This is a genomic window from Streptacidiphilus carbonis (assembly GCF_000787775.1).
Classification (GTDB): Bacteria; Actinomycetota; Actinomycetes; order Streptomycetales; family Streptomycetaceae; genus Streptacidiphilus; species Streptacidiphilus carbonis.
This window is the reverse complement of the sequence record NZ_BBPM01000055.1, coordinates 23,737-47,914: the sequence shown is the minus strand read 5'-3', so window position 1 is coordinate 47,914 and position 24,178 is coordinate 23,737. Positions and strand designations below refer to the sequence as shown.

The following is a 24,178-nucleotide window of genomic DNA, read 5'->3' as shown; positions in this document are numbered from 1 at the left end:
CACAACCCCCGGCCCCAACCCGGCCGCCGAAGCCCCACCGCCCGCCGAAACCCCGACCACGCCGAAGCCCAGGCGCAGCCGCTACCGCGCCGCGGTCCCCACCGCCGTCAGCCGGCACTCCACCCGGAAGCCGCCCTCGCCGGTCGGCTCGGCCGCGAAGCTGCCGCCCAGCGCGGTGACCCGCTCACGCATGCCGATCAGGCCGTTCCCGCCGCTGGGCAGACCCCGCCCGGTCGCCTCCGGGCCGCCGCCCTCCCCCTTGCCCGGGCAGCTGTTGGACACCGCCAGCGCCACCCCGCCCGGGACATACGCGAGCACCACCTCCGCATCGGCCCCCGGAGCGTGCTTCAGCACATTGGTCAGCGCCTCCTGCACCACCCGGTACGCCGTCCGCTCGGTCTCCTCGCTCAGCGCGCGCCGCGCCCCGCCGACCGTCAGCCGCACCCGCAGCCCCGCCGCCCTGGACTCGTCCACCAGCCGCGGCACATCGCCCAGCCCCGGACCCTCCGAGGACGGCACCGCCAGCACCGCCGCGGCGACGTCGCCGCTGACCGCGTCGGTCTCCACGGTCCGCAGCACCCCCAGGATCTGCCGCAGCTCGTCCAGGGCCTGCCGGCCGATGTCGCCCATCAGCTTGGCGCTCTCCGCCGCCCTGCCCGCGTCCTTGTGCACCACCCGCTCCAACGCGCCGGCGTGCACCACCAGCAGGCTCACCCGGTGCGCCACCACGTCGTGCATCTCCCGGGCGATCCGGGTGCGCTCCTCCATCCGCGCCCGGCGGGCCCGCTCGATGGCCTGCTCGGCCAGCAGCGCCAGCTCCGTCTCCAGGCCCTCGGCGCGCTCGTGCAGCGTCTCCCACAGCCGCCGCCGCGCCCCGATGTACAGGCCCAGCATGGTCGGCGCCACGGTGATCCCCACCGCCACCAGCACCGAGATGATCACCAGCGCGTAGCTCGGCACCCCGCGCCGGATCGCGTCCGCCTGCTGGGTGCCGATGGTCAGCGCCGACACCACCGTGGTCTCCGCGATCGCCACCGCGCACAGCAGCGACATCGCCCGCCGCTCGGAGAACTTCCTGGCCACCCCCTCGGTGTTGTACGCGCCCAGCGTGTACAGACCCACCATCAGCAGCAGATAGCCGGCCGACAGCGGAATCGTCGCCAGCGCCGCGAGCACCGGCAGCAGCGGCCAGCGCCGCCGGAACAACAACGTGCCCGCCGCCAGCGCCCCGAACACGCCCAGCAGCACCGAACCGAGCAGCCCCACCCCCTGTTTCGTCGCAAAACTCGCCGCACTGGCAGCGCACTCGGCCGCGGCCAGCGCCATGACCCCCAGGTCGAACCACATACTGCGGCGCCGCGCCCAGAACCCCGTCCACCACCCGGTCCGCATCCCCGTCACGCCCACACCGGGCGTCGCCATGCTCATGGGGCCAGCCTATGCGGCGTCCGGCCCGCTGTGTCCGGCATACGGCCGCCACCTCTGCCCGGGGCACCCGCACACCTATGCTGGTCGCGTCGGACAGCGCCGTCCGGGAGACCGCCACCCACCGGTCACCACCCACCGGTACCACCCACCCGCACCAGGGAGCACCAGCGTGAGCGACGCACACCAGGCCGCCGCAACGGCAGCAGAGCCCGACAACACCGCCCTGCGCGCCGACATCCGCCGCCTCGGCGAACTTCTCGGCGCGACCCTGGTCAGGCAGGAGAGCCAGGAACTGCTCGACCTGGTCGAACAGGTACGGGCACTCACCCGCAGCGACGGCGCGGCCGCGGCCGCGCTGCTGGAGGAGACCGACCTGGAGACCGCAGCCAAGCTGGTCCGGGCCTTCTCCACCTACTTCCACCTCGCCAACGTCACCGAGCAGGTGCACCGCGGCCGCGAACTCGGCGTCCACCGCGCCCAGGAGGGCTCGCTGCTCTCCCGCACCGCCGACAAGCTCGCCGACGCCGACCCGCAGCAGGTCTCCGACGCGCTGTCGCACCTCGCCGTCCGCCCGGTGTTCACCGCGCACCCCACCGAGGCCGCCCGCCGCAGCGTCCTCACCAAGCTGCGCCGCATCGCCGAACTGCTGGAGCAGACCGACACCCCGACCCGGCCCAGCGGCCGCCGCCAGGCCGACCGGCGCCTCGCCGAGGTCATCGACCTGCTGTGGCAGACCGACGAGCTGCGCATCGCCCGCCCCGAGCCCGCCGACGAGGCCCGCAACGCCGTCTACTACCTCGACGAGCTCTACAAGCGCGCCGTCCCCGACGTGCTGGAGGAGCTCAACGAGGAACTCGCCCGGGTCGGCGTGGCGATCCCCGAAGGCGTCCGCCCGCTGAGCTTCGGCACCTGGATCGGCGGCGACCGCGACGGCAACCCCAACGTCACCCCCTCGGTCACCCTGGACGTCCTGCTGCTGCAGCACGAGTACGGCATCAAGGACGCCCTGGACGTCGTCAACGAACTGCGCGACCAGCTGTCCTCCTCGGTGCGGCTCTCCGGCGCCAGCGAGGACCTGCTCACCTCGCTCGCCGCCGACCTGGAGGCGCTGCCCGAGATCAGCCCCCGCTACAAGCGGATGAACGCCGAGGAGCCCTACCGGCTCAAGGCCACCGCGATCCGGCAGAAGCTGATCAACACCCGCGAGCGGCTCGCCAACGGCACCCCGCACGTCGAGGGGCGCGACTACCTGGGCACCGCCCCGCTCCTGACCGACCTGCAGGTGATCCAGGACTCGCTGCGCGAGCACCGCGGCCGGCTCATCGCCGACGGACGGCTGTCCCGCTCCATCCGCACCATCTCCGCGTTCGGACTGCAGCTCGCCACCATGGACGTCCGCGAGCACGCCGACGCCCACCACCACGCGCTCGGGCAGCTGTTCGACCGGCTCGGCGAGGAGGCCTGGCGCTACACCGACATGCCGCGCGAGTACCGGCAGCGGCTGCTCGCCAAGGAGCTCAAGTCCCGCCGCCCGCTGGCGCCCACCCCGGCCCCGCTGGACGCCGCCGGAGCCAAGACCCTCGGCGTCTTCGAGACCGTCCGCGACAGCTTCGAGCGCTTCGGCGACGAGATCGTGGAGAGCTACATCATCTCCATGTGCCAGGGCGCCGACGACGTCTTCGCCGCCGCAGTGCTGGCCCGCGAGGCCGGACTGATCGACCTGCACGCCAGCGTCGCCAGGATCGGCATCGTGCCGCTGCTGGAGACCACCGACGAGCTCAAGGCCGCCGACACCATCCTCGACGAGATGCTGCGCGACCCCTCCTACCGCCGCCTGGTCTCACTGCGCGGCGACCTCCAGGAGGTCATGCTCGGCTACTCCGACTCCTCCAAGTTCGGCGGCATCACCACCAGCCAGTGGGAGATCCACCGCGCCCAGCGCCGGCTGCGCGACGTCGCCCACCGCTACGGCATCCGGCTGCGCCTCTTCCACGGCCGCGGCGGCACCGTCGGCCGCGGCGGCGGCCCCTCCCACGAGGCCATCCTGGCCCAGCCCTACGGCACCCTGGAAGGCGAGATCAAGGTCACCGAGCAGGGCGAGGTGATCTCCGACAAGTACCTCATCCCCGCCCTGGCCAGGGAGAACCTGGAACTCACGGTCTCCGCCACGCTGGAGGCCAGCGCCCTGCACACCGCGCCGCGGCAGTCCCCCGAGGCGCTGGCCCGCTGGGACGCCACCATGGACACCGTCTCCGACGGCGCCCACAGCGCCTACCGCCGCCTGGTCGAGGACCCGGACCTGCCGGCCTACTTCTTCGCCGCCACCCCGGTCGACCAGCTCGCCTCGCTGCACCTGGGCTCCCGCCCCAGCCGCCGCCCCGACAGCGGCGCCGGACTGGACGGCCTGCGCGCCATCCCCTGGGTCTTCGGCTGGACCCAGTCCCGGCAGATCGTCCCCGGCTGGTACGGCGTCGGCTCCGGCCTCGCCGCCGCGCGGGACGCCGGACTCGGCGACATCCTCGACGAGATGCAGAACGAGTGGCACTTCTTCCGCAACTTCCTGTCCAACGTCGCCATGACGCTGGCCAAGACCGACCTGCGGATCGCCCGCCACTACGTGGACCAGCTGGTCCCCGACAACCTCAAGCACATCTTCGAGCTGATCGAGGCAGAGCACGCGATCACGCTCAAGGAGGTGCTGCGGATCACCGGCGAGAACGAACTGCTGGAGCACACCCCGGTGTTGAAGCAGACCTTCGGCATCCGCGACGCCTACCTGGACCCGATCTCCTACCTCCAGGTCGCGCTGCTGCGCCGTCAGCGCGAGGACGCCGCCCAGGGACTCCCGGAGGACCCGCTGCGCTCCCGCGCGCTGCTGCTGACCGTCAACGGCATCGCCGCGGGGCTGCGCAACACCGGCTGACCCGGCGTCACCACCCTTGAACGAACGAGGCCCGTACCGCCTTCCGGCGGTGCGGGCCTCACGTTGTGACCGACTGTCAGGCGTGGCTGCCCGCGGCCCGACGACGCAGGAAGAACACCGTGGCGCCACCGGCGGCGATCAGCACAGCACCGATCCCGGCGAACAGCCCGGTGTCGCTACCGCCACCGGTGCTGGCCAGCACGGAGCCACTGGGCGAGGCAGCCGCCTCGACGGTGCCGGACGGGGACGGCGAGGTCGTGGCCTCGACACTGCTGGACGGGGAGGCCGAGGACGAGGGCACGACCACGACCGGCGCGGAGGAGGACGCGGAAGCCGAGGCGGACGCACTGGCCGAAGCCGAGGCACTGGCGGAAGCCGACGCCGAGGCACTGGCCGACTGGCTCGGCGGCGGCGGGGTCTTCGTTCCGCAATCGCCCTTGCCGGCCGGGAAGTTCAGGGTCTGGTCGAGCTGGCCGCTGACCACGACATGCACCGAGTAGCTGCTGACGTCCTTCCAGGGCAGGCCGGTGAAGACGGCCTTCTGCGCGTGGTCCTGACCGCCCTTGATGCCCTGGGTCACCGGCGGGACGACGTCCTTGCCGTCCTTCTGCAGGGTCAGCAGCGCATAGCTGCCGTCCGAGTCGGTGACCGTGACGGTGGCGGTGCCATCAGTGCTCGCACACTTCACGGTGGCCTTGAAGTCCGCGATGTTGCACGCGAAGGCGCTACCTGCAACGCCGAGCGCGAGAGCGCCAGCAGCGGAGGCAACACCGAGAGAACGCACTGCGAAGGCAGTGCGGCGGGATATGGACACGTCTTCCCCTAACTGGACAAAACCAGAGCGGTTGCAGCCACATGGGCTCACCAGCGCCACCCGCGCAACGGGCGTCGAGCCGGGAAATGTGGCGATGCCATGCACGCCTCCCCCATGAGCACCACACATCGTCTTTTCGCCAGGGAGTCTTGTCAATTCACTCCAAACCCGGCAACACGGAGGCCCACCAGGGGTTTTGACGGGGCAAAACCCACCAAGCACCGCAAAGCGGCCAAACATCCGCCGCATAACAATTCGATAGCCCTGCCGGCCGACCGCGTCAGGAGTTGTACGTCCCCTGCGCCCGCTCAAGGCCCTCGGAGATCAGCGCTTCCACCGCGTCGGCCGTACGGTCGACGAACCAGTCCAGCTCCTTGCGCTCGCCGGAGGAGAAGTCCTTGAGGACGAAGTCGGCGACCTCCATGCGGCCCGGCGGGCGGCCGATCCCGGCCCGGATCCGGTAGTAGTCCGGGCCCATCGACCTGGTCAGCGACTTCAGCCCGTTGTGGCCGTTGTCGCCGCCGCCCAGCTTCAGCCGCAGCGTCGCGTAGTCGATGTCCAGCTCGTCGTGGACCACCACGATCCGGTCCAGCGGCGTCTTGTAGAAATCGCGCAACGCCGTCACCGGGCCGCCGGACACGTTCATGTACGAGTTCGGCTTGGCCAGCACCACCCGCTGCCCGGCCAGCCGGCCCTCGACCACCTGGTTGCGGCTCTTGTGCGCCTTGAACTTCGCGCCGATCCGCGAGGCGAGAAGGTCCACCACCATCGCGCCGATGTTGTGGCGGTTGCCCGCGTACTCCGGGCCGGGGTTGCCGAGGCCCACCACGAGCCACGGTCCCGTGTACTCCTCGCTCGTGCTCACAGCGGGACTCCTTCGGGTATGCCGCTGCCCCGGTCACGGTGGACCGGGGCAGCGGGCGGGTACGACAGGGCAGGACTGCCCGGGAGGCTCAGGGCCTGCCGGAGGCTCAGGCCTCGGCGGCGGCTTCCTCGTCCTCGGCGGCGTCGGCGGCCGGGGCCTCGGCCTGGGCGGCGACGATGTGCAGCACGACGGTCTCCGGCTCGACGGCCAGGGTCGAACCCTGCGGCAGGGTGACGTCCTTGGCCAGCACCGAGTCACCGGCGGTCAGGCCCGCGATGGAGATGGTGACCGACTCGGGCAGGTGGGTGGCCTCGGCCTCCAGCGGGAGGGTGTTGAGCACGTGCTCCACCAGGTTGCCGCCGGGGGCCAGCTCGCCCTCGGTGTTGATCTGGATCTCGACGGTGACCTTCTCGCCGCGCTTCACCAGGATCAGGTCGACGTGCTTGAGGCTGCGCTTGATCGGGTCGCGCTGCACGGCCTTCGGCAGCACGAACTCGTCCTTGCCGTCGATCGGCAGGGTGAACAGCGCGTTCGGGGTCTTCAGCGCCAGCATCAGGGCGTGGCCCGGGAGGTTGATGTGGACCGGGTCGGTGCCGTGGCCGTAGACGACCGCGGGGACCAGGCCCTCACGACGGGCACGGCGAGCGGCACCCTTGCCGAACTCGTTGCGGGGCTGGGCTTCCAGGCGGATCTCGGCCATGACGGCACTCCTTGCGCGCGGGGCGGGTGCCATCCGGCTCGACTCAACAGAAAAGCCGCCGGCAGAACCTCACCCGAAGAATCAGGGATGAGTCGCCCGGCGGCATCGGTACCACGGACCACTACCGGCACAGCCACACCAGAAGTGGAGCAGCGCGTCGATAACGGAGCGGGAACTCCCTCGCCGAGCAATTTCAGCAGTCTAGCCGATACCCGGCGAGGGGCCCAAAACGATCACATACCGGCGGTCAGTGCGCGCCGTCGAACAGGCTGGTCACCGAGCCGTCGTCGAAGACCTCGCGGATCGCCCGGGCGATCAGCGGGGCGATCGACAGCGTGGTCACCTTGTCCATCTGCAGCTCACCCGGCGTCGGCAGGGTGTTGGTGAACACGAACTCGCTGGCCCGCGAGTTCTTCAACCGGTCCGCGGCCGGGCCCGACAGCACACCGTGCGTCGCCGCCACGATCACGTCCGCAGCGCCCTGCTCGAACAGCGCGTCGGCGGCGGCGCAGATGGTGCCACCGGTGTCGATCATGTCGTCGACCAGGACGCAGACCCGGTCCTTGACGTCACCGACGACCTCGGCCGACATCACCTTGTTGGCGACGTTCGGGTCACGGCGCTTGTGGATGATCGCCAGCGGCGCGCCGAGCCGGTCCGACCACTGGTCCGCCACCCGCACCCGGCCGGCGTCCGGCGACACGATGGTCAGCCGCTCGCGGTCGACCTTGCCGCCCACGTAGTCCGCCAGCAGCGGCAGCGCGAACAGGTGGTCCACCGGGCCGTCGAAGAAGCCCTGGATCTGCGCGGTGTGCAGATCCACCGACATCAGCCGGTGCGCGCCCGCCTGCTTCAGCAGGTCGGCGACCAGCCGGGCCGAGATGGGCTCGCGGCCCAGGTGCTTCTTGTCCTGCCGGGCGTAGCCGTAGAAGGGCATGATCACGGTGATGCTCTTGACCGACGCCCGCTTCAGGGCGTCGATCATGATCAGCTGTTCCATGATCCACTGGTTGATCGGCGCCGTGTGGCTCTGCAGCACGAACGCGTCCGCGCCGCGCACCGACTCCTCGTAGCGGATGTAGATCTCACCGTTGGCAAAGTCCAGCGCCTTGGTGGGTACCAGGTCCACACCCAGCTGCTCCGCCACCTCCCTGGCCAACTCGGGGTGTGCGCGGCCGGAGAAGAGCATCAAGTTCTTCTCACCGGACGTTTTGATCCCGGTCACTGCACCGTCTCCTCATGCGTAGCTGACGCGCGCCTCAGCCCGCCGCATGATGCGGCGCAGCTGCTGGGGGGTTGGCTGGAGCGCCGACGACGAACACAGGCTCGCGGCGCTTGGATGTCCCCCAGGTTACGCGGACGCGGCAGCTCCCGTCGCCTCCGGGTCGGCCCAGGGGACGGGCCCTGGGCCAGTTCGGGGGCTATGAGGGGGCGCGTCAGGGAGCGCTCGGAGCATCCTCCGAGCGCGCGGCCTCCGCCGCGCGGGCCGCCGCCGTCCCCGGGCGCTTGCGCTCCACCCACCCCTCGACATTGCGCTGCTGCGGACGGGTGACACCGAGGGCCCCGGCCGGAACATCCTTGTAGATGACGGAACCTGCCGCCGTGTAAGCACCGTCCCCGACCGTCACCGGAGCGACGAACATATTGTCCGAACCGGTCCGGCAGTGGCTGCCGATCGTGGTGTGGTGCTTGTTCACACCGTCGTAGTTCACGAAGACGGAGGCCGCCCCGATGTTCGTGCCGTCGCCGATTGTGGCGTCGCCCACATAGCTGAGGTGAGGCACCTTGGTGCCCTCCCCGATGACCGCGTTCTTGGTCTCCACATAGGTGCCGATCTTGCCCTTGGCACCCAGCACCGTCCCGGGCCGCAGATAGGCGTACGGGCCCACGTTCGCGCCCTCACCGACCACCGCGCGCTCCGCTGTGGCATTGCTCACAACGGCCCCGGCACCCACCCGCGTGTCCTTCAACGTGCAGTTCGGCCCCACTTCGGCGCCGGCCCCGATCGAGGTCGCCCCCTGCAGTTGGGTGTTCGGCAGGATCACCGCGTCCTGCTCGTACGACACCTGCACGTCCAGCCAGGTGGAGGCCGGGTCGACCACGGTCACCCCGGCCCGCATCGCCTGCTCCAGCAGCCGGTCGTTCATGATCCGCCGGGCCTCCGCGAGCTGCACCCGGTCGTTGATCCCCAGGATGTCCCGGTAGTCCCCCGCAACCAGCGCGCCCACCCGGTGCCCCGCCTCCCGCAGGATGCCCAGGACGTCGGTCAGGTACTCCTCACCCTGACTGTTGTCCGTCCGCACCTGCCCCAGCCCCTCGGCCAGCAGCTTCCCGTCGAAGGCGTACACGGCGGAGTTGATCTCCGCGATGGCGAGCTGCGCCTCGCTGGCGTCCTTGTGCTCGACGATCGCCCGCACCTCGTGGCTCGGCCCGCGAACGATCCGCCCGTAGCCGGCCGGATCCGGCACCTCCGCCGTCAGCACGGTGACGGCGTTGCCGTCGGTCGCGTGCGCCTCGACCAGCCGCCGCAGGGTCTCCCCGGTCAGCAGCGGGGTGTCGCCGGTGCTGACCACGACGGTCCCGTCCAGGGTCACCCCGTCGGCGGCCAACGCCTCCAGGGCCACCCGCACGGCGTGGCCGGTGCCGTTCTGCTGCTCCTGGACGACGGTCCTGGCCTCCGGGTCGACCTCTGCGAGGTGCGCGGCGACCTTGTCCTTCATGTGCCCGATCACCACGACCACCTGCTCCGGCGTCAGCTCCCGGGCCGCGGCCAGCGCGTGCCCCACGAGGGTGCGCCCGCACAGCGGGTGCAGCACCTTCGGCAGCACCGCCGACTTCATCCGGGTGCCCCCGCCAGCGGCGAGAACGACGACAGCGGCCGGCGGGTTGAAGCTCACGACAGGAGGCTCCTCGGCGATACGGGGGTAAGGGTTCGCCGGGTACACCAGAAGGCTCCGCACAGGCGATCCCGGGTCCGTCGAGGATACCGGGCGGGGCTGGAAGCGAGATCCTTCGCGTGGGGGAGAGGATCCGAACTAGCGCTCCGCTGCTAGGACTCGAACCTAGACCGAACACCTCCAAAGGGTGCCGTGCTGCCAATTACACTACAGCGGAATATTTGTCAAGGGATTATCGAACCGGCCCTGACGCTTCCCTAGAGTACGGGTTTAGGCGCCCCACCTCCACTACCAATCCCGACCACCACCCCTCGATCCTTCGATAGAGGTCGGCCCCGCCAAGCACCTTGATGACCAAGCAACCTCTGTAGTCCGCTCCCGTGTTGTGACGCACCGTCTTCGGGTTGTGCTTCTTCAGACTCGACCGCTGCAGGCGGTCAACAGTGACACCCACCAGTTGCGCCCAGAACCGCTCAGCCGCTTCGACATCGGCCGACTCGTGGATCTGCACCCGGAAGCGCAGTTTCGATCGGTCGACTGCAAGCAGGTCCAGCCAGGCCAGACAGACACCGATCAAGCTCGGATCGCTGTTGACCAGGGTTACGCACTCGCGACGTGAGTACTCCTTGTCTTTCGCGCCCTCGGACCAGTAGATCCCCACACCGATGAGAAACAGCTCCCGACTCGTCAGCCGCCCGATCTCGCCCGACGCCACCGACTTGGCGTCCTGACGTTCCCGATCGCGCAGCTCGCGCCGCGGTCCCCAGTACACCCGCTCCATGTACTCCTGCCGATCACCCGCCGGCTTTCGGCGCGGAGGCCTCGGCAGGTCACGCACCCAGAGCGAGACCGAACTGCGTGCGACGCCCAAAGCCTCCTCGATCTCGTCATAGGTGGATCCCCCGACGCGCATCTCGCGGGCCTTCGCACGGAGGTCGTCCTTGGCGTTGGGGCGCCTGGTCCACTCGGGTGGGGGCTCGCCCCGTAGCAGGCGGTTGAGTTTGTCGTTGTTCCAGATCTTGAGCTCGTCCCTGATCTGGCGGCGGCTCATCCCCGCCCGCCGCAGTGCGATCACCTGCTCCCGCAGGCCCGGTTCGTCGTCCATGGGCAGAGCCTCACCCCGCTGGTCAGCGGCCCGCAGGAAAACTCGTTCGGAGCACACGTTCGAGCGATTCCCGCCATGATCGGGAACCCGGTTCGCGAATGTCGACTTGTCCCCGGTTGGGGCGACAGGGCGACGGCGGCGCCACTCCCCGCCACGCCCGACACGGTTGGGGGTGCGCATCCCGGGGCAATCAACCTACGATGCCGTAAGTTACGGACCCGTAGGGACGGCGCGGCCGACCAGGCCTTCTGTCCCGTCTCCGCATCTCTGATTCAGCCACGAGGTAGCCGCTATGACGATCCAGCCCACCGAGGAGACCGTCGCCGCCGCTGCGACAGCCGTACCGGCCGAGCAGCAGCAACAGCCGAGCCCGCAGGCCACAGTGTCGGCCACCCGGGGCGGCGAGAAGCAGGGCCCAGCCGAGCGCTTCGCGCTGGCTTCGTTCATCACCGTGCCGTTCCTCGCCGTGCTCGCGGCGGTGCCGTTCGCCTGGGGGTGGGGCCTGGGCTGGCACGATGTGGTGATCATGGTGGTGATGTACTTCACCGCCTGCCACGGCGTCACCGTCGGGTTCCACCGCTTCTTCACCCATGGCTCGTTCAAGGCCAACCGGGCCCTGAAGATCGCCATGGCGGTGGCCGGGAGCCTGGCCATCGAGGGCCCGATCGTCCGCTGGGTCGCCGACCACCGCAAGCACCACAAGTTCTCCGACAAGGACGGCGACCCGCACTCCCCCTGGCGCTACGGCGAGTCCGTCCCGGCGCTGCTGAAGGGCCTGTGGTGGGCGCACATGGGGTGGCTGTTCGACGAGGAGCAGACTCCGCAGCTCACCTACGCGCCGGATCTGGTCAAGGACGAGGACATCTCCTGGATCTCGCGCCAGTTCGCCTTCTTCACACTCACCTCGCTGCTGCTGCCGCCGCTGGTCGGCGGCCTGTGGTCGTGGTCATGGGAGGGCGCGCTGACGGCGTTCTTCTGGGGCTCCCTGGTCCGGGTGGCGCTGCTGCACCATGTGACCTGGTCGATCAACTCCATCTGCCACGCGGTCGGCAAGCGCCCGTTCAAGTCGCGGGACCGTTCCGGCAATGTGGCCTGGCTGGCGGTGCTGTCCTGCGGCGAGTCCTGGCACAACCTGCACCATGCGGACCCGACCTCGGCCCGGCACGGGGTGCTGCGCTGGCAGGTGGACTCCTCGGCGCGGCTGATCCGCTGGTTCGAACTGGCCGGGTGGGCCCGGGACGTCCGCTGGCCCAGCCCGGAGCGGATCGAGTCGCGGCGCGCGGCATGATGGTCCTGTGAACGAGAGCAGCAGTGGGTCGGACGGGGCGGGGGATCCACCTGTGCCGGCGCGGGCCGGCCGGGGGGGCCGGGCCAGGAAGGCGCCGGCAGCACGGGGCGCCAGGGTCCGGATGAGCGGAAAGCAGCGGCGGGAGCAGCTGCTGGACGTCGGCCGCGCCCTGTTCGCGGAGCGCGGGTACGAGGCGACGTCGGTGGAGGAGATCGCGGCGAAGGCCGGGGTGTCCAAGCCGGTGGTGTACGAGCACTTCGGCGGCAAGGAGGGGTTGTACGCGGTCGTCGTGGACCGTGAGATGCAGTTGCTGCTGGACATGGTCACCGGTTCGCTGACCGGTGGCCATCCACGTGAGTTGTGCGAGGAGGCGGCGTTCGCGCTGCTGGACTACATCGAGACGTCGACGGACGGTTTCCGGATCCTGGTGCGGGATTCGCCGGTGGCGCAGTCGACGGGGACCTTCGCGTCGCTGGTCAATGACATCGCGACGCAGGTCGAGGACATCCTGGGCCATGAGTTCAAGTCGCGGGGCTATGACGCGAAGCTGGCGCCGATGTACGCGCAGATGCTGGTGGGGATGGTGGCGCTGACGGGTCAGTGGTGGCTGGATGTGCGGAAGCCGAAGAAGGCCGAGGTCGTCGCCCATCTGGTGAATCTGGCCTGGCACGGTCTGGAGGGGATGGAGCGTCGGCCCCAGCTGGTGGGGCGGCGGAAGAACTAGGTGTGGTCCGCCGCCGGGCGGCGGGCTTCGGCTTCCGGGCCGACGGCGATCGGTTCCAGGAATTCGATGCGGTTGCCGACCGGGTCGGTGGAGTAGAAGCGGTGGTGTCCGGGGAGGTCGCCGTCCCAGCTCACGGGGGGTCCGAGGGCGGCGATGCCTTCCGCGTAGGCGTGGATGCCCTGGATGCGCAGGGCGGGGTGGGCTTTCCCGGCGGGGACGAAGGGGTCTCCACGCCGAGGTGCAGTTGGACGCCGCCGCCGGGGGTCCGGAACCAGCAGCCGCCGCGGGCGGCGAGTACGGGGGGCTTGGGTATCTCCTGCAGGCCGAGGGTGTCGGCGTAGTAGCGCCGGAGCACGGGCTCGCTGCCGGGCGGGGCGGCGAGTTGGACGTGGTCGAGGGCGGTGATCACGACGGTGTGCTCCTTCTGCTTCTCGGTGGCTACTGCTTCTTCCTGGTGGCGACGACGAAGATCCGGCGGTACGGGAGCACGGTGCCGTGGGGGGTGGCCGGGTAGGCGTGATCGAGCAGGTCGCTGTACTCGGCGAGGAACTCCGCTCGTTCGCCGGCGTCGGTGAGCGCGGCGAGGGCGGGGCGCAGGCCGGTGCCGAGCATCCAGTCGAGGACGGGGTGGGCGCCCTGGAGGGTCTGGTAGTAGGTGGTCTCCCAGGCGTCGACGGTGCAGCCGAGGGCGCTGAGCCGGGCCAGGTAGTCGTCGGGTTCCAGCACGGCGGGCTTCTGGGTCCCGGCCAGCCGGCCGTTCCAGCGCGGGCTGGTGCGCAGTTCTGCCAGCAGGGTGTGGCTGGGGGCGCCGAAGTTGCCGGGGACCTGGAAGGCGAGGGTGCCGCCGGCCGGCAGGGCGTCGGCCCACCGCGGGAGCAGTTCGGCGTGGCCGGGGATCCACTGCAGGGCGGCGTTGGAGAGGATCAGGTCGGGGTTGCCGTCCTCCTCCGGGGTCCAGGTGGTGATGTCGCCGACTCTGAAGGAGACGGCCGGGTGGTCCGCGCGGGCTTTGTCGATCATCTCGGGGGAGTTGTCGATGCCGGTGAGGGCGGCGCCGGGCCAGCGGTCGGTGAGGGTGGCGGTGGTGTTGCCGGGGCCGCAGCCGAGGTCGACGATGTCGGCCGGGGTGCCGGGGATGCGGTCGACCAGGTCGTGGAAGGGGCGGCTGCGGTGGTCGGCGTGGCGGAGGTACTGGGCGGGGTCCCAGGTGGTGCCGGTCATGGGCAGAGTCTCCAGATATCTTGACGTCAAGATACTTCTGGTTCGAGTCTGACCGATACCTTTTCTTGATGTCAAGAGACTTCATGTCGACACACCGCCCACTACACTGATCAACCATGGAGGACGAGGTCGACCGGCTGGTCGCTGCGTGGCGCCGAGAGCGCCCGGACCTCGACGTGGAACCGCTCGAAGTGCTGAGCCGGATCAGCCGGCTCGCCCGCCACCTGGACCGGGCCAGGCGCACCGCCTTCGCCGAGCACAGCCTGGAGCCATGGGAGTTCGACGTCCTCACGGCGTTGCGCCGGGCCGGCTCCCCGTACCAGCTCTCCCCGGGGCAGCTGCTGACGCAGACTCTGGTCACCTCGGGGACGATGACCAACCGGATCGACCGGCTCGCGGTCAAGGGACTGGTCCAGCGGCTGCCCGATCCGGGCGACCGGCGCGGGGTGCTGGTGCGGCTGACCGAGGCCGGCCGCGACCTGGCGGACCAGGCGCTGGCCGGACTGCTGGTGCACGAGCGAGCGCTGCTGGCGGAGCTGTCCCCGGCCCAGCGCGGGGATCTGGCCGGACTGCTGCGGCAGTTGGTCGCCCCGTTCGACAACCTGCCGGAATAGTCGGCCATCCTCTTGACGGAGTACCGGCAACGGGGCCATTCTTGCCGAAATTGAGTTAGGAAGCTTTCCTAACTTAACCGCCCAGCACCTTCCCCCACGAAGGAGAACCACCCGATGGTTCGTCAGTTGCGCTCCCCTGCCCGGAAGATGATCGCCGCAGCCGCGGCGGCCGGCTGTATCAGCCTGGGTCTCGCCGCCACCGGCGGGGCCAGCGCCTCGGCCGCCACCGCCCCGGCGAAGCCCTTCCCCGCCCATGTCACCTACAAGGTCGGCGTGATGCCCTCGGCGTCGCAGTCCAGCCGGGACGCGGCGGTGGAGAAGCAGTACAACTCCTGGAAGAACACCTACCTGGTCAAGGGCTGCGCCTCGAACGAGTACTACGTCTCCACCAAGGGGGACGACGACGCCCCCAACAACGGCACCGTGTCCGAGGCACAGGGCTACGGCATGAACATCGTGCCGCTGATGGCCGGTTACGACAGCAGCGCGCAGACCGAGTTCAACGGCCTGTGGCAGCTGGTCAAGGACCACAAGGACGCCGACGGCCTGATGGAGTGGCAGCTCGACGGGAAGTCCTGCAAGTACACCGACAGCGGCACCCCGGACTCGGCCACCGACGGCGACCTCGACGTCGGCTACGGCCTGGTCCTGGCCGACCGGCAGTGGGGCGGCTACACCGCGGACGCCAAGGCCTGGCTGGCCAGTGTCTACGCCCACGACGTGGCCTCGGACGGCCACCTGAAGTGCGAGGACGACGGCCCCAGCACCGACACCCGCCCGTCCGACATGATGCTGGACCACCTGCGGGCGTTCGCCGCGTACGACACCGCGCACGACTGGAGCAAGGTGGTCAGCCGTACCGAGGCGGTCATCAACGAGTTCACTGCCAAGTACTCCGCGAGCGCGGGACTGCTGTCCGACTTCGTGGTCGGCGCCAACGGCACCAGCCCCAAGCCGGCCCCGGCCGACTACCAGGAGAGCCAGCCCGACAACATCGTCGGCTACAACTCCATCCGGGTCCCCTGGCACCTGGGCACCGACGCCCTGGTGAACGGCTCGACCACGGCCGCGACCGCCTACCGGACCGCCAAGCTGGAGTCGGCCTGCCTGAAGTCGCTGTCCGGCGGCAATCCGGCGAAGGTCCAGCCGCATGTGAAGCTGAACTGCGCCAACGGCAACGTCTCCGGCGACACCCAGGCCGAGGAGGCCGGCGACTCGGTCGGCCCGGCGGCGATGGCCTCCGGCGACCAGGCGTGGACCGACGCGATCTGGAAGCAGTTGGCGACCAACCCGTTCGGTGACGCGTACTACGGCGAGACCATCAAGACGCTGGTCTACATCGTGATGGCCGGCGACTACTGGAGCCCGGCGAGCTGACCGGGCCCTCCCCCGCCGCGTCCCCCCGCCTCCTGGGCCGAGGGGACGCGGTGCCGTCTGCGCCCCGGCGGCACCGGCGGCACCGTCTGCACCGGTGTGTGCAGGGGTCTTGCCACAAGCTACCGGTGAGTTGGGATACTCCCTGGGATCAGGGGCCGCACCGTCGCGGCCCCTCCCAAAGGGGGGCACCACCTATGCCCAGCACTTCCCGGCTGCGCCGCGCCTTCGGCGTCCTCGCCGCCGCGGCCCTCGCCACGGCCGCGATGGCCGGCACCGCCTCCGCGCACGACCAGGGCGGCCGGCACCATCAGCAGCCGCACTACTACGTCTCGCTCGGGGACTCGCTGGCGGCCGGCTACCAGCCGAACGTCCGCACCAACACCGATGTGTCCTACACGGACCAGCTGTACACCCAGCTGAAGAAGCACGACCCGACCCTGGTCCACATCAAGCTGGGGTGCAGCGGCGAGACCACCGAGACCATGATCGCCGGCGGCATCTGCAGCTACCCGGGGGCGAGCTCGCAGCTGGGCGCTGCCGAGGCGTTCCTGCGGGCGCACCGGGGCCGGGTGGAGTACGTGACGCTGGACATCGGCGCCAACGACGTTGACGGCTGCCTCGGCGCGACCGGCATCGACCCGGCCTGCACCGCCAAGGGCATCGCCACCGTGGCCACGCAACTGCCGCAGATCGCCTCCGGCCTGCGCCGGGCGGGCGGCGAGGGCTGGGGTTCGCCGCGGTACGCGGGCATGAACTACTACGACCCGTTCCTGGCGGTGTGGCTGACCGGGGCCACCGGGCAGGCGGAGGCCCAGCAGTCCACGGTGCTGTCGGACACCCTGAACGGCGTCATCAAGCAGGGTCTGCACCGGAACGGCTTCGCGCTGGCGGACGTCGCCAAGGCGTTCTCCACCGACGACTTCACCGACCAGGCGACCCTGCCGGTGTTCGGCACGCTGCCGGTGAACGTGGCCAGGATCTGCTCCTGGACCTGGGAGTGCACCCAGTACCGGGACATCCACGCCAACCCGACCGGGCATGCGGTGATCGCCGGCGTCTTCGAGAAGGTGCTGCGCCGCCGCTGACCCTGTTCCGCGCATCCGCTCCGTAAGACCGGAGTCAGAGCCCGCCCCCGCCGTTCGGGGGGCGGGCTCTCGGCGTTACGGGCGACGTCGTTGCGAAAATGTTATGCAATTATGAAGATGCACCTAAAAGGGATGGGGAGAGACGTGTCGTCCGAAACCGTAACGAACCGGCTCTCGACGTGGCGTCCGCGCGCTGCCGGGTTCGCGGTCTGGTACCTGCGGCTCGCCGCGGTGCTCAACTTCGTCGGAGCCGTCTCCGCCCCCTTCCACAGCCAGGTCACCCGCCACAACACCGGCGACTTCTTCACCCCGTACATGATCACCGCGGGGTTCACGTCGGGTGCCCTGGCGCTGTTCCTGGCGATGATGATGCGCCGCCGCAAGCGCGCGGCCTGGATCTTCAACCTGGTCGTCGTCGGCCTCTATGTCGTCCTGATGGCCCTCCTGCTGGCGGTCTATCCGGAGGTCAGGGAGCACTGGTTCAACTGGATCTCGGCCGGCGTCACCCTGCTGATGTTCATCGCCCTGCTGGTGGGCCGCAGGGAGTTCCGCGCCAAGGGCGACCGCAACAACCCCAGGCTCGCGCTGGCCGCCCTGATCGGCGGCGGCGCGGTCGGTGTGCTGATCGGCACGCTGCTGGTCACCCTGACCAACGAGGCCGAAGGATCGTTCCTGCGGCACCGGGTCCAGTACGCGGCGATGCGGGTCTACACCCTGGCGCCGTCCGGCTCCGGCTACCAGGACATCGTCATCCCGCACTGGGTGGACATCTTCATCAACGCGATGAGTGCGTTGATCTTCCTGCTGGTGCTGTACGCGCTGTTCCGCTCCCCCAAGGGCAAGGAGTACCTGTGCCCGCGGGACGAGGTGCGGCTGCGTGAGCTGCTGGAGCGGCACGGGGAGCGCGACTCGCTGGGCTACTTCGCGCTGCGCCGCGACAAGTCGGTGCTGTTCTCGTCCTCGGGCAAGGCCGCGGTGGCCTACCGCGTGGTCGGCGGGGTCTCGCTGGCCTCCGGCGACCCCATCGGGGACGTGGAGGCCTGGCCGGGGGCCATCGACCGCTGGCTGGACCAGGCCCGCGAGCACGCCTGGGTCCCGGCCGTGATGGGCGCCAGCGAAGAGGGCGGCACCGTCTACGCCCGGCACGGGCTGAACGCCCTGGAGCTGGGCGACGAGGCCATCGTCGAGGTGGACGAGTTCACCCTGGACGGGCGCGCGATGCGGGGCGTGCGCCAGGCGCACAAGAAGGTCGGCCGGGCCGGCTACACCGTCCGGGTGCGCCGCCACGCGGACATCCCCGAGGACGAGATGCGGACCCTGCTGGAGCGCGCCGACACCTGGCGCGACGGCCAGACCGAGCGCGGCTTCTCGATGGCGCTGGGCCGGCTGGGCGACCCCGACGACGGCCAGTGCGTGATGCTCGAGTGCCACGACGGGCAGGGCGAGCTGCGGGCCCTGCTGAGCTTCGTCCCCTGGGGCGGCGACGGGCTCTCGCTGGACCTGATGCGGCGGGACCGGGATTCCGACAACGGGCTGCTGGAGTTCATGGTCATCGAGCTGATGGGCCAGGCCGACACCGTCGGCATCAAGCGGGTGTCGCTGAACTTCGCCATGTTCCGCGCCGTCTTCGAGCGCGGATCCAGGCTGGGCGCGGGGCCGGTGCTGCGGCTGTGGCGCTCGGTGCTGATGTTCCTCTCGCGCTGGTGGCAGATCGAGTCCCTCTATCGGGCGAACGCCAAGTACCGGCCCATCTGGGAGCCCCGCTACCTGCTGTTCGCCCGCAGCAGCGACCTGCCCAGGATCGGCCTCGCCTCGGCCCGGGCCGAGGGCTTCATCACCGCGCCCAGCCTGCCGAGCCTGTTCAAGCGGCGGCACAGCCTGGCCCTGCAGAAAGGCGGGGGCGGGGACGTGAGATCACCTGCTACCAAGGAGCCGGTTTCGTAGTTATGTCCTATTTTCGGGGGATGGGGTACTTCCAGCAGCTGCCCACGCTGTCGGTCGCGCGGTCAGCCGCGAGCACCGAGTGGAGCGGGCTGTACCTGGCGGTACGGGACAGCCTGTCGCGGGAGCGGCTGGCGGCGCTGCGGATGACCTTCGCGGCGACGGCGGCGGTGCTGGGCTTCCAACTGCTGCAGCACACCGCGGGCGGCGCGGCACTGGTGGAGCGAATAGGCGTGGTGCGGGCGGAACTGCCGCTGTGGGAGTCGCTCGCGCGGACGCCGCTGTCGCTCTTCGTCCCGGCGCCGGACCTGCCGGTCTGGGGGGCCGCACTGCAGGTCTTCGTGGTCTTCGGGATCGCCGAGCTCACGCTGGGACGGCGCAGCACCCTGCTGATCGCCTACGCCGGGACGCTGGCCGGCACCCTCTATGCCCGGCACGGGGTCCAGCAGGGGCCCGCGGCGCTGTTCGGCCTCCCGTGGGAGGACGCGTGGGTCCGCGACACCGGCCCCTCCGCGGCGGTGGTCGCTCTGGCGGTCGCCGTCGCCTGGCGCCACCACGCGTGGGTCACCGGGGGCGTGACCGTCGTGGCGCTGGTGCTGGAGCAGGTGCTGTACCCGAATCTGGCGGGGGCGGAGCACCTCGCCGCGATCTTCCTCGTCACGGTGTCGGCGCTGTGCCTGGCGGCGCTGGAGCGGGGGTGCAGGTCTGCCGTGGTCTACGGCGCAGTTCCCCGCGCCCCCAGGTAGGGCACCGCAGGTGCACCTAGTCCGCCGGGCCGACGCCCGCGCGGCGGGCCAGGGCGACAGCCGCAAGCGTGCTGTGGACGCCGAGTTTGCCCAGGACGTTCTGCATGTGCGTACGCACGGTGTGCGGGGAGAGGAAGAGCCGGTCGGCGACCGCCTGCCGTCCCAGCCCCGCGACCATGCAGCGCAGCACCTGCTTCTCGCGCGGGGTGAGCGACTCGACCAGGCGCTCGCTCTCGGTGCGGTCGCGCCGGGCCGCGGTGAGCTCCCTGATGACCCCGGTGAGCAGTAACGGCGGGATGTGCGTCTCGTCCCGCATCACGCCCTTGATGACGGCCATCAGCCGCCCGAGTGAGCTCTCCTTGGCGACCCACGCGCCGGCCCCCGCCTGCAGGGCCTGGACCACCCGCCGCGGGTCGTCGTCGACGGCGAGCACAACGACCTGCAGCGTGGGGTGCGCGGCACGCGCACGCGCGGCGAAGCTGAGGCCGTCACCCGCCGGGACGGCCCCCGCGGAGGCTACGACAGGTGCGGGGGCCGTCCCGCCCACCGCCGGTGCCCCCGAACCGGAGTTGCCGTTGGCGCCCGCCGCACCCCCGCCCGCACCGCCCCCCGCCCGGGGTGCCGGGATCCGGGTGTCGGGCCGTGCCCCCGTGGTCGGCGGCGCGCCGAAGCCCGGCTTGCGCTGGGCGGGAAGGTGGACGACGGGGGCGCGCTGCGGCGGCGCGAGCGGCCTGCGCGCCTCCGGCACCCTCGGCTGGCCCGCCGCCGGCGGCACCGCGGCGCCGGGGCCGAGGTCCGCGTCCACCAGCAGCACCTGGAACGGCCGGTTCTCGGCCTCGGCACGGTCCAGCGCCCGCTCGGCGGCCTGCGCGCTGCCTGCCGCGGCGACGTCCACATCCGGTTCGGCGGCGAGCGCCGTGGCGAGCGCCTCGGCGAAGATGCGGTGCCCGTCCGCGACCAGGACCCGGATACGCGCCACTGCTGCCCCCTGATCCTGCATCAGTCCGGCCCCCCAGCCGGATGTTGATTCAGGGTAGCGAGATCGCGCACCGCCGTCGTCGTTGTTCACGCATGCTGTTCTTCAAAAGGCGTTCACCTTCAGGGCAGCAACCGCCTCGCCCCCGCGGACGGCACCACGGTGAAGTCCCGCGGCTCGGCCCACCCCTGCGCGGCGAAGGCCTCGCGCACCGCCGCGGCGACGCCGTCCGCGTCGTCCTTCTCCACCAGGGCGATGATCGAGCCGCCGAAGCCGCCGCCGGTCATCCGCGCGCCCAGCGCACCGGCCGCCACGGCCGTGTCGACCGCCAGGTCCGTCTCGGCGCAGGAGATCCGGTAGTCGTCGCGCATCGACGCGTGCCCCTCGGTGAGCAGCGGGCCGATGGCCCGCAGTTCGCCGGCGTCCAGCAGCGCGGTGACCCGCTCGACCCGGGCGTCCTCGGTGACGATGTGCCGGACCAGGGCGCGCAGCCCGGCCTCGGGCAGCCGCTCCAGTGCCGTGTCCAGGTCGGCGTAGGGGAGGTCGCGCAGGGCGGGCAGGCCCAGCAGCGCGGCGGCCTTCTCGCAGCCCCGGCGGCGTTCGGCGTAGGCGCCGTCCGCGTGGGCGTGCTTGACCAGGGTGTCGATGACCAGCAGCACCAGGCCGGCCCCGGCCAGGTCGAGCGGGACCTGGCGGGTCCTGCCCTCGGCCGGGTCGATGCTGCGCACGTCCACGAAGAGGGCCATGCCCTCGGCGCAGCAGCTGGAGGCGAGCTGGTCCAGGATGCCGCAGGGCACGCCGACGAACTCGTTCTCGGCGTGCTGGCTCAGCAGCGCCAGCTGAGTGGGCGTCATGCCCAGCCCGCAGAGGTCGTTGTAGGCCGCGGCGACGGCGCACTCCAGAGCGGCCGAGGAGGACAGCCCCGCGCCGACCGGTACGTCGCTGTCGAAGTACAGGTCGGCCCCGGGGACGTCGTGGCCGGCCTCGCGCAGCGCCCAGACCACCCCGGCGGGGTAGCCGGCCCAGCCCGGGACCGAGCCGGGGACGAGCTCGGCCAGGACCAGCTCGGTGACACCGGAGCCGTCCGGGGACTGGGCGCTGTGCAGTCGCAGCACGCCGTCCTCGCGCAGGGCGACGGCGAGGCGGGTGGCGTGCGGCAGGGCTATCGGGAGCATGAAGCCGTCGTTGTAGTCGGTGTGCTCACCGATCACGTTGACCCGCCCCGGTGCCTGCCAGACCACCTGCGGGGCGGTCCCGTACACGGACTCGAACCCCTTGGCCACGGCATGCTGATCGGTCACTGCTACTCCTTGTCGGCTGACGGGACTTACTGGTTGGCGTTGTCTTCCAGGCTGAGCGCGAAGCTCCAGGCGTCGGCGACGATCGCGTCGAGGTCGGTGCGGCGGGGCGTCCAGCCGAGCAGGGTGCGGGCCCGGTCGGCGGAGGCGACCAGCGCGGCCGGGTCGCCGGGGCGGCGCTCGGCCATCACGGCCTTGATCTCGCGGCCGGTGACCCGGCGCACCGACTCGACGACCTCGCGGACCGAGAAGCCGCTGCCGTTGCCGAGGTTGCAGATCAGGTGCCGGCCGGGCTCGGCGGCGGCGAGGGCCAGCAGGTGGGCCTCGGCGAGGTCGGCGACGTGGATGTAGTCGCGGATGCAGGTGCCGTCGGGGGTGGGGTAGTCGTCGCCGTACATGGCGATGTGCGGGCGCTTGCCCAGGGCGGCCTGGATGACCAGCGGGATCAGGTGCGACTCGGGGTCGTGCCGCTCGCCCTGGACGCCGTAGGCGCCGGCGACGTTGAAGTAGCGCAGCGAGACCGCGGCCAGGCCGTGGGCGTTCGCCTCGCTGGTGATCATGTGGTCGACGGCGAGCTTGGTGGCGCCGTAGGGGTTGGTCGGCGCGGTGCGCGCTGTCTCCTCGATCGGGCTGACCTCGGGCTCGCCGTAGACGGCGGCGGTGGAGGAGAAGACCAGCCGGCGGACGTCGGCCTTGCGCATGGCGCTGAGCAGTTCCAGCGAGCCGGCGACGTTGTTGCGCCAGTACTTCTCCGGGTCCGCGACGGACTCGCCGACCTGGGAGCTGGCCGCGAAGTGCAGCACGCCGTCGAAGGAGCCGTCGAGCACGTCGGCGGCGTCCTGGACGCGGCCCTGGACGAACTCGGCGCCCGCGGGGACGGACACGCGGTGCCCGGTGGAGAGGTCGTCCTGGACGACGACCTGGTGACCGGCCTCCAGCAGGTGCGCGGCGACCACGCCGCCGACGTAACCGGCTCCGCCGGTGACGAGGTACTTCGCGGGCTGGTGGGCCTTTGCGGGCTGGGGGGTCATGGGGAGACCTCTCGTAGGCGCTTCGCCGCCGTCTCGGGCGACACGTCGTTGATGAACACGTCCATGCCCGATTCGGAGCCGGCCAGGAACTTGAGCTTGCCCACCGTACGACGGATGGTGAAGAGCTCCATGTGCAGTGCCAGTTCGCCGCCTGTGCCGGGGAGGCCGGAGCGGACCGGCGCCTGGTGCCAGGCCGCTATGTAGGGGGTCTTGTTCGTCCCGCTGCCGTCGGTGTCGAACAGCAGGTCGAAGCGGCGCAGCAGGTCGAGGTAGACGGTGCAGAACTCGGCCCGCTCGGCGTCGTTGAGGGCGAGCAGGTCGCCGACCCTGCGGTTGGGGTAGAGGTGCACCTCGTAGGGCCAGTGGGCGGCGTAGGGGACGAAGGCGGTCCAGTGCTCCCCGGCGATGACGACCCGGTCGCCCTCGGCGCGCTCGGCGGCGAGCAGGTCGTCGAAGAGGTTGCGGCCGGTGCGCCTGCGGTGGGCGGCGGCACTGGCGAGCATCCGCTCGGTGCGCGGGGTGACGAACGGGTACGCGTAGATCTGGCCGTGCGGGTGGCCGAGGGTGACCCCGATCTCCTCGCCGCGGTTCTCGAAGCAGAACACCTGCTCGACGCCGGGGAGGGCGGACAGCTCCGCGGTCCGGTCGGTCCAGGCCTCCAGCACCAGGCCGACCTGGTCGGGGGTGAGGTCGGCGAAGGAGGAGTCGTGGTCGGAGGTGAAGCAGACCACCTCGCAGCGGCCGTTGCCGGGGCGGGCGTGGTGCGGCAGTGTCCCGGTGACGGTGTCGGGCGCGCCCGCTGCGGTGGTGGTCAGCGAGGGGAAGCGGTTCTCGAAGACCACGACGTCGTAGTCGGGCGCCGGGATCTCGCTCAGCCGTCCGTCTCGGGAGGGGCAGAGCGGGCACTCGTCCGCCGGCGGGTGGTAGATCCGGCCCTGGCGGTGCGACGCGATGACGACCCACTCGTCCAGCAGCGGGTCGTAGCGGATCTCCGAGGTGGTGGCGGTGGCGTCGAGCGGCCGCCGGTCGGGGTCGTCGCGCACCGTGTCGTCACGGGAGTCGTAGTAGATCAACTCGCGGCCGTCGGCCATCCGAGTGCTGGTCTTCTTCACTACTCGCTCCATTTTTCACACTACAACGGACTC

General features: G+C 70.8%; 20 protein-coding genes, 1 tRNA gene and 1 pseudogene. 8 read left to right on the top strand and 14 right to left on the bottom strand.

All coding sequences use genetic code 11. The features are described from left to right. Positions 1-81 precede the first annotated feature (81 nt). Positions 82-1,428, bottom strand: coding sequence for a sensor histidine kinase (locus TR46_RS30455; protein WP_052433223.1), 1,347 nt, complete (start codon positions 1,426-1,428; stop codon positions 82-84). A 169-nt stretch (positions 1,429-1,597) separates the two neighbouring features. Between TR46_RS30455 and ppc the strand changes: the two genes are divergently transcribed. Next, positions 1,598-4,351, top strand: coding sequence for a phosphoenolpyruvate carboxylase (ppc, locus tag TR46_RS30450; RefSeq protein ID WP_084719074.1), 2,754 nt, complete (start codon positions 1,598-1,600; stop codon positions 4,349-4,351). Positions 4,352-4,427: 76 nt separating this feature from the next. Here ppc and TR46_RS41620 read toward each other — a convergent pair whose 3' ends face one another. The 7 genes from TR46_RS41620 to TR46_RS30415 all read right to left on the bottom strand — a co-directional run bounded on the left by TR46_RS41620 (position 4,428) and on the right by TR46_RS30415 (position 10,732). Then, the gene (locus tag TR46_RS41620; protein ID WP_063770703.1) at positions 4,428-5,135 is read right to left on the bottom strand and encodes an LAETG motif-containing sortase-dependent surface protein; all 708 of its coding nucleotides are present in this window, start codon (positions 5,133-5,135) and stop codon (positions 4,428-4,430) included. Positions 5,136-5,445: 310 nt separating this feature from the next. Further along, positions 5,446-6,030 carry an aminoacyl-tRNA hydrolase gene (gene pth / locus TR46_RS30440; protein ID WP_042407855.1) on the bottom strand — a complete coding sequence of 195 codons (585 nt, stop codon included), beginning with the start codon at positions 6,028-6,030 and terminating at the stop codon, positions 5,446-5,448. A 106-nt stretch (positions 6,031-6,136) separates the two neighbouring features. Further along, a complete protein-coding gene (locus TR46_RS30435; protein ID WP_042407852.1) occupies positions 6,137-6,730 on the bottom strand; it encodes a 50S ribosomal protein L25/general stress protein Ctc in 594 nt (197 codons plus the stop codon). Between the two features lie 247 nt (positions 6,731-6,977). After that, complete coding sequence (locus tag TR46_RS30430) at positions 6,978-7,955, bottom strand: ribose-phosphate diphosphokinase (protein WP_042407849.1); 978 nt, start codon at positions 7,953-7,955, stop codon at positions 6,978-6,980. Between the two features lie 211 nt (positions 7,956-8,166). Next, on the bottom strand, positions 8,167-9,627 hold the full coding sequence (gene glmU, locus TR46_RS30425; RefSeq protein ID WP_042407846.1) for a bifunctional UDP-N-acetylglucosamine diphosphorylase/glucosamine-1-phosphate N-acetyltransferase GlmU: 1,461 nt from the start codon (positions 9,625-9,627) through the stop codon (positions 8,167-8,169). Positions 9,628-9,771: 144 nt separating this feature from the next. Next, a tRNA-Gln gene (locus tag TR46_RS30420) sits at positions 9,772-9,844 on the bottom strand. Positions 9,845-9,859: 15 nt separating this feature from the next. Then, entirely contained in the window at positions 9,860-10,732 is an 873-nt protein-coding gene (locus TR46_RS30415; RefSeq protein WP_042407842.1) for a hypothetical protein, read from the bottom strand. A gap of 292 nt (positions 10,733-11,024) precedes the next feature. On the opposite strand from TR46_RS30415, the gene TR46_RS30410 reads away from it, so the two are divergent. Both TR46_RS30410 and TR46_RS30405 read left to right on the top strand, forming a co-directional pair. Beyond that, positions 11,025-12,020, top strand: coding sequence for an acyl-CoA desaturase (locus TR46_RS30410; protein ID WP_042407839.1), 996 nt, complete (start codon positions 11,025-11,027; stop codon positions 12,018-12,020). 52 nt (positions 12,021-12,072) lie between these two features. Continuing rightward, the gene (locus TR46_RS30405) at positions 12,073-12,744 is read left to right on the top strand and encodes a TetR/AcrR family transcriptional regulator (protein ID WP_063770702.1); all 672 of its coding nucleotides are present in this window, start codon (positions 12,073-12,075) and stop codon (positions 12,742-12,744) included. Here TR46_RS30405 and TR46_RS30400 read toward each other — a convergent pair. Both TR46_RS30400 and TR46_RS30395 read right to left on the bottom strand, forming a co-directional pair. Further along, positions 12,741-13,153: pseudogene (locus TR46_RS30400) on the bottom strand (VOC family protein). The gene TR46_RS30405 and the pseudogene TR46_RS30400 sit on opposite strands and share 4 nt — an antisense overlap. A gap of 29 nt (positions 13,154-13,182) precedes the next feature. After that, positions 13,183-13,965, bottom strand: a complete 783-nt coding sequence (locus TR46_RS30395; RefSeq protein ID WP_042407833.1) for a trans-aconitate 2-methyltransferase — start codon at positions 13,963-13,965, stop codon at positions 13,183-13,185. A gap of 116 nt (positions 13,966-14,081) precedes the next feature. Here TR46_RS30395 and TR46_RS30390 point away from each other — a divergent pair, with 116 nt between their 5' ends. The 5 genes from TR46_RS30390 to TR46_RS42705 all read left to right on the top strand — a co-directional run bounded on the left by TR46_RS30390 (position 14,082) and on the right by TR46_RS42705 (position 19,728). Continuing rightward, the gene (locus tag TR46_RS30390) at positions 14,082-14,579 is read left to right on the top strand and encodes a MarR family winged helix-turn-helix transcriptional regulator (RefSeq protein WP_042407829.1); all 498 of its coding nucleotides are present in this window, start codon (positions 14,082-14,084) and stop codon (positions 14,577-14,579) included. A gap of 114 nt (positions 14,580-14,693) precedes the next feature. Then, a complete protein-coding gene (locus tag TR46_RS30385) occupies positions 14,694-15,956 on the top strand; it encodes a glycosyl hydrolase family 8 (protein ID WP_052433221.1) in 1,263 nt (420 codons plus the stop codon). A gap of 194 nt (positions 15,957-16,150) precedes the next feature. Further along, positions 16,151-17,041, top strand: a complete 891-nt coding sequence (locus tag TR46_RS30380) for an SGNH/GDSL hydrolase family protein (RefSeq protein ID WP_052433220.1) — start codon at positions 16,151-16,153, stop codon at positions 17,039-17,041. Positions 17,042-17,173: 132 nt separating this feature from the next. After that, positions 17,174-18,985, top strand: a complete 1,812-nt coding sequence (locus TR46_RS30375) for a phosphatidylglycerol lysyltransferase domain-containing protein (protein ID WP_042407823.1) — start codon at positions 17,174-17,176, stop codon at positions 18,983-18,985. Positions 18,986-18,987: 2 nt separating this feature from the next. Continuing rightward, positions 18,988-19,728 (top strand): hypothetical protein, encoded by a 741-nt coding sequence (locus tag TR46_RS42705; RefSeq protein WP_236655583.1) that lies wholly within the window; start codon positions 18,988-18,990, stop codon positions 19,726-19,728. Positions 19,729-19,744: 16 nt separating this feature from the next. Here the strand turns inward: TR46_RS42705 and TR46_RS30365 are convergent, their stop codons facing one another. From TR46_RS30365 to galT, 4 genes are all read right to left on the bottom strand, one after another. Next, a complete protein-coding gene (locus TR46_RS30365) occupies positions 19,745-20,698 on the bottom strand; it encodes a LuxR C-terminal-related transcriptional regulator (RefSeq protein ID WP_439654401.1) in 954 nt (317 codons plus the stop codon). A gap of 128 nt (positions 20,699-20,826) precedes the next feature. Further along, positions 20,827-22,005 (bottom strand): galactokinase, encoded by a 1,179-nt coding sequence (gene galK, locus TR46_RS30360; protein WP_042407816.1) that lies wholly within the window; start codon positions 22,003-22,005, stop codon positions 20,827-20,829. 26 nt (positions 22,006-22,031) lie between these two features. Further along, the gene (gene galE / locus TR46_RS30355) at positions 22,032-23,033 is read right to left on the bottom strand and encodes a UDP-glucose 4-epimerase GalE (RefSeq protein ID WP_042407812.1); all 1,002 of its coding nucleotides are present in this window, start codon (positions 23,031-23,033) and stop codon (positions 22,032-22,034) included. Next, a complete protein-coding gene (gene galT / locus TR46_RS30350; protein ID WP_042407811.1) occupies positions 23,030-24,145 on the bottom strand; it encodes a galactose-1-phosphate uridylyltransferase in 1,116 nt (371 codons plus the stop codon). Before galT ends, galE begins: the two co-directional genes overlap by 4 nt. Between the last annotated feature and the right edge of the window lie 33 nt (positions 24,146-24,178).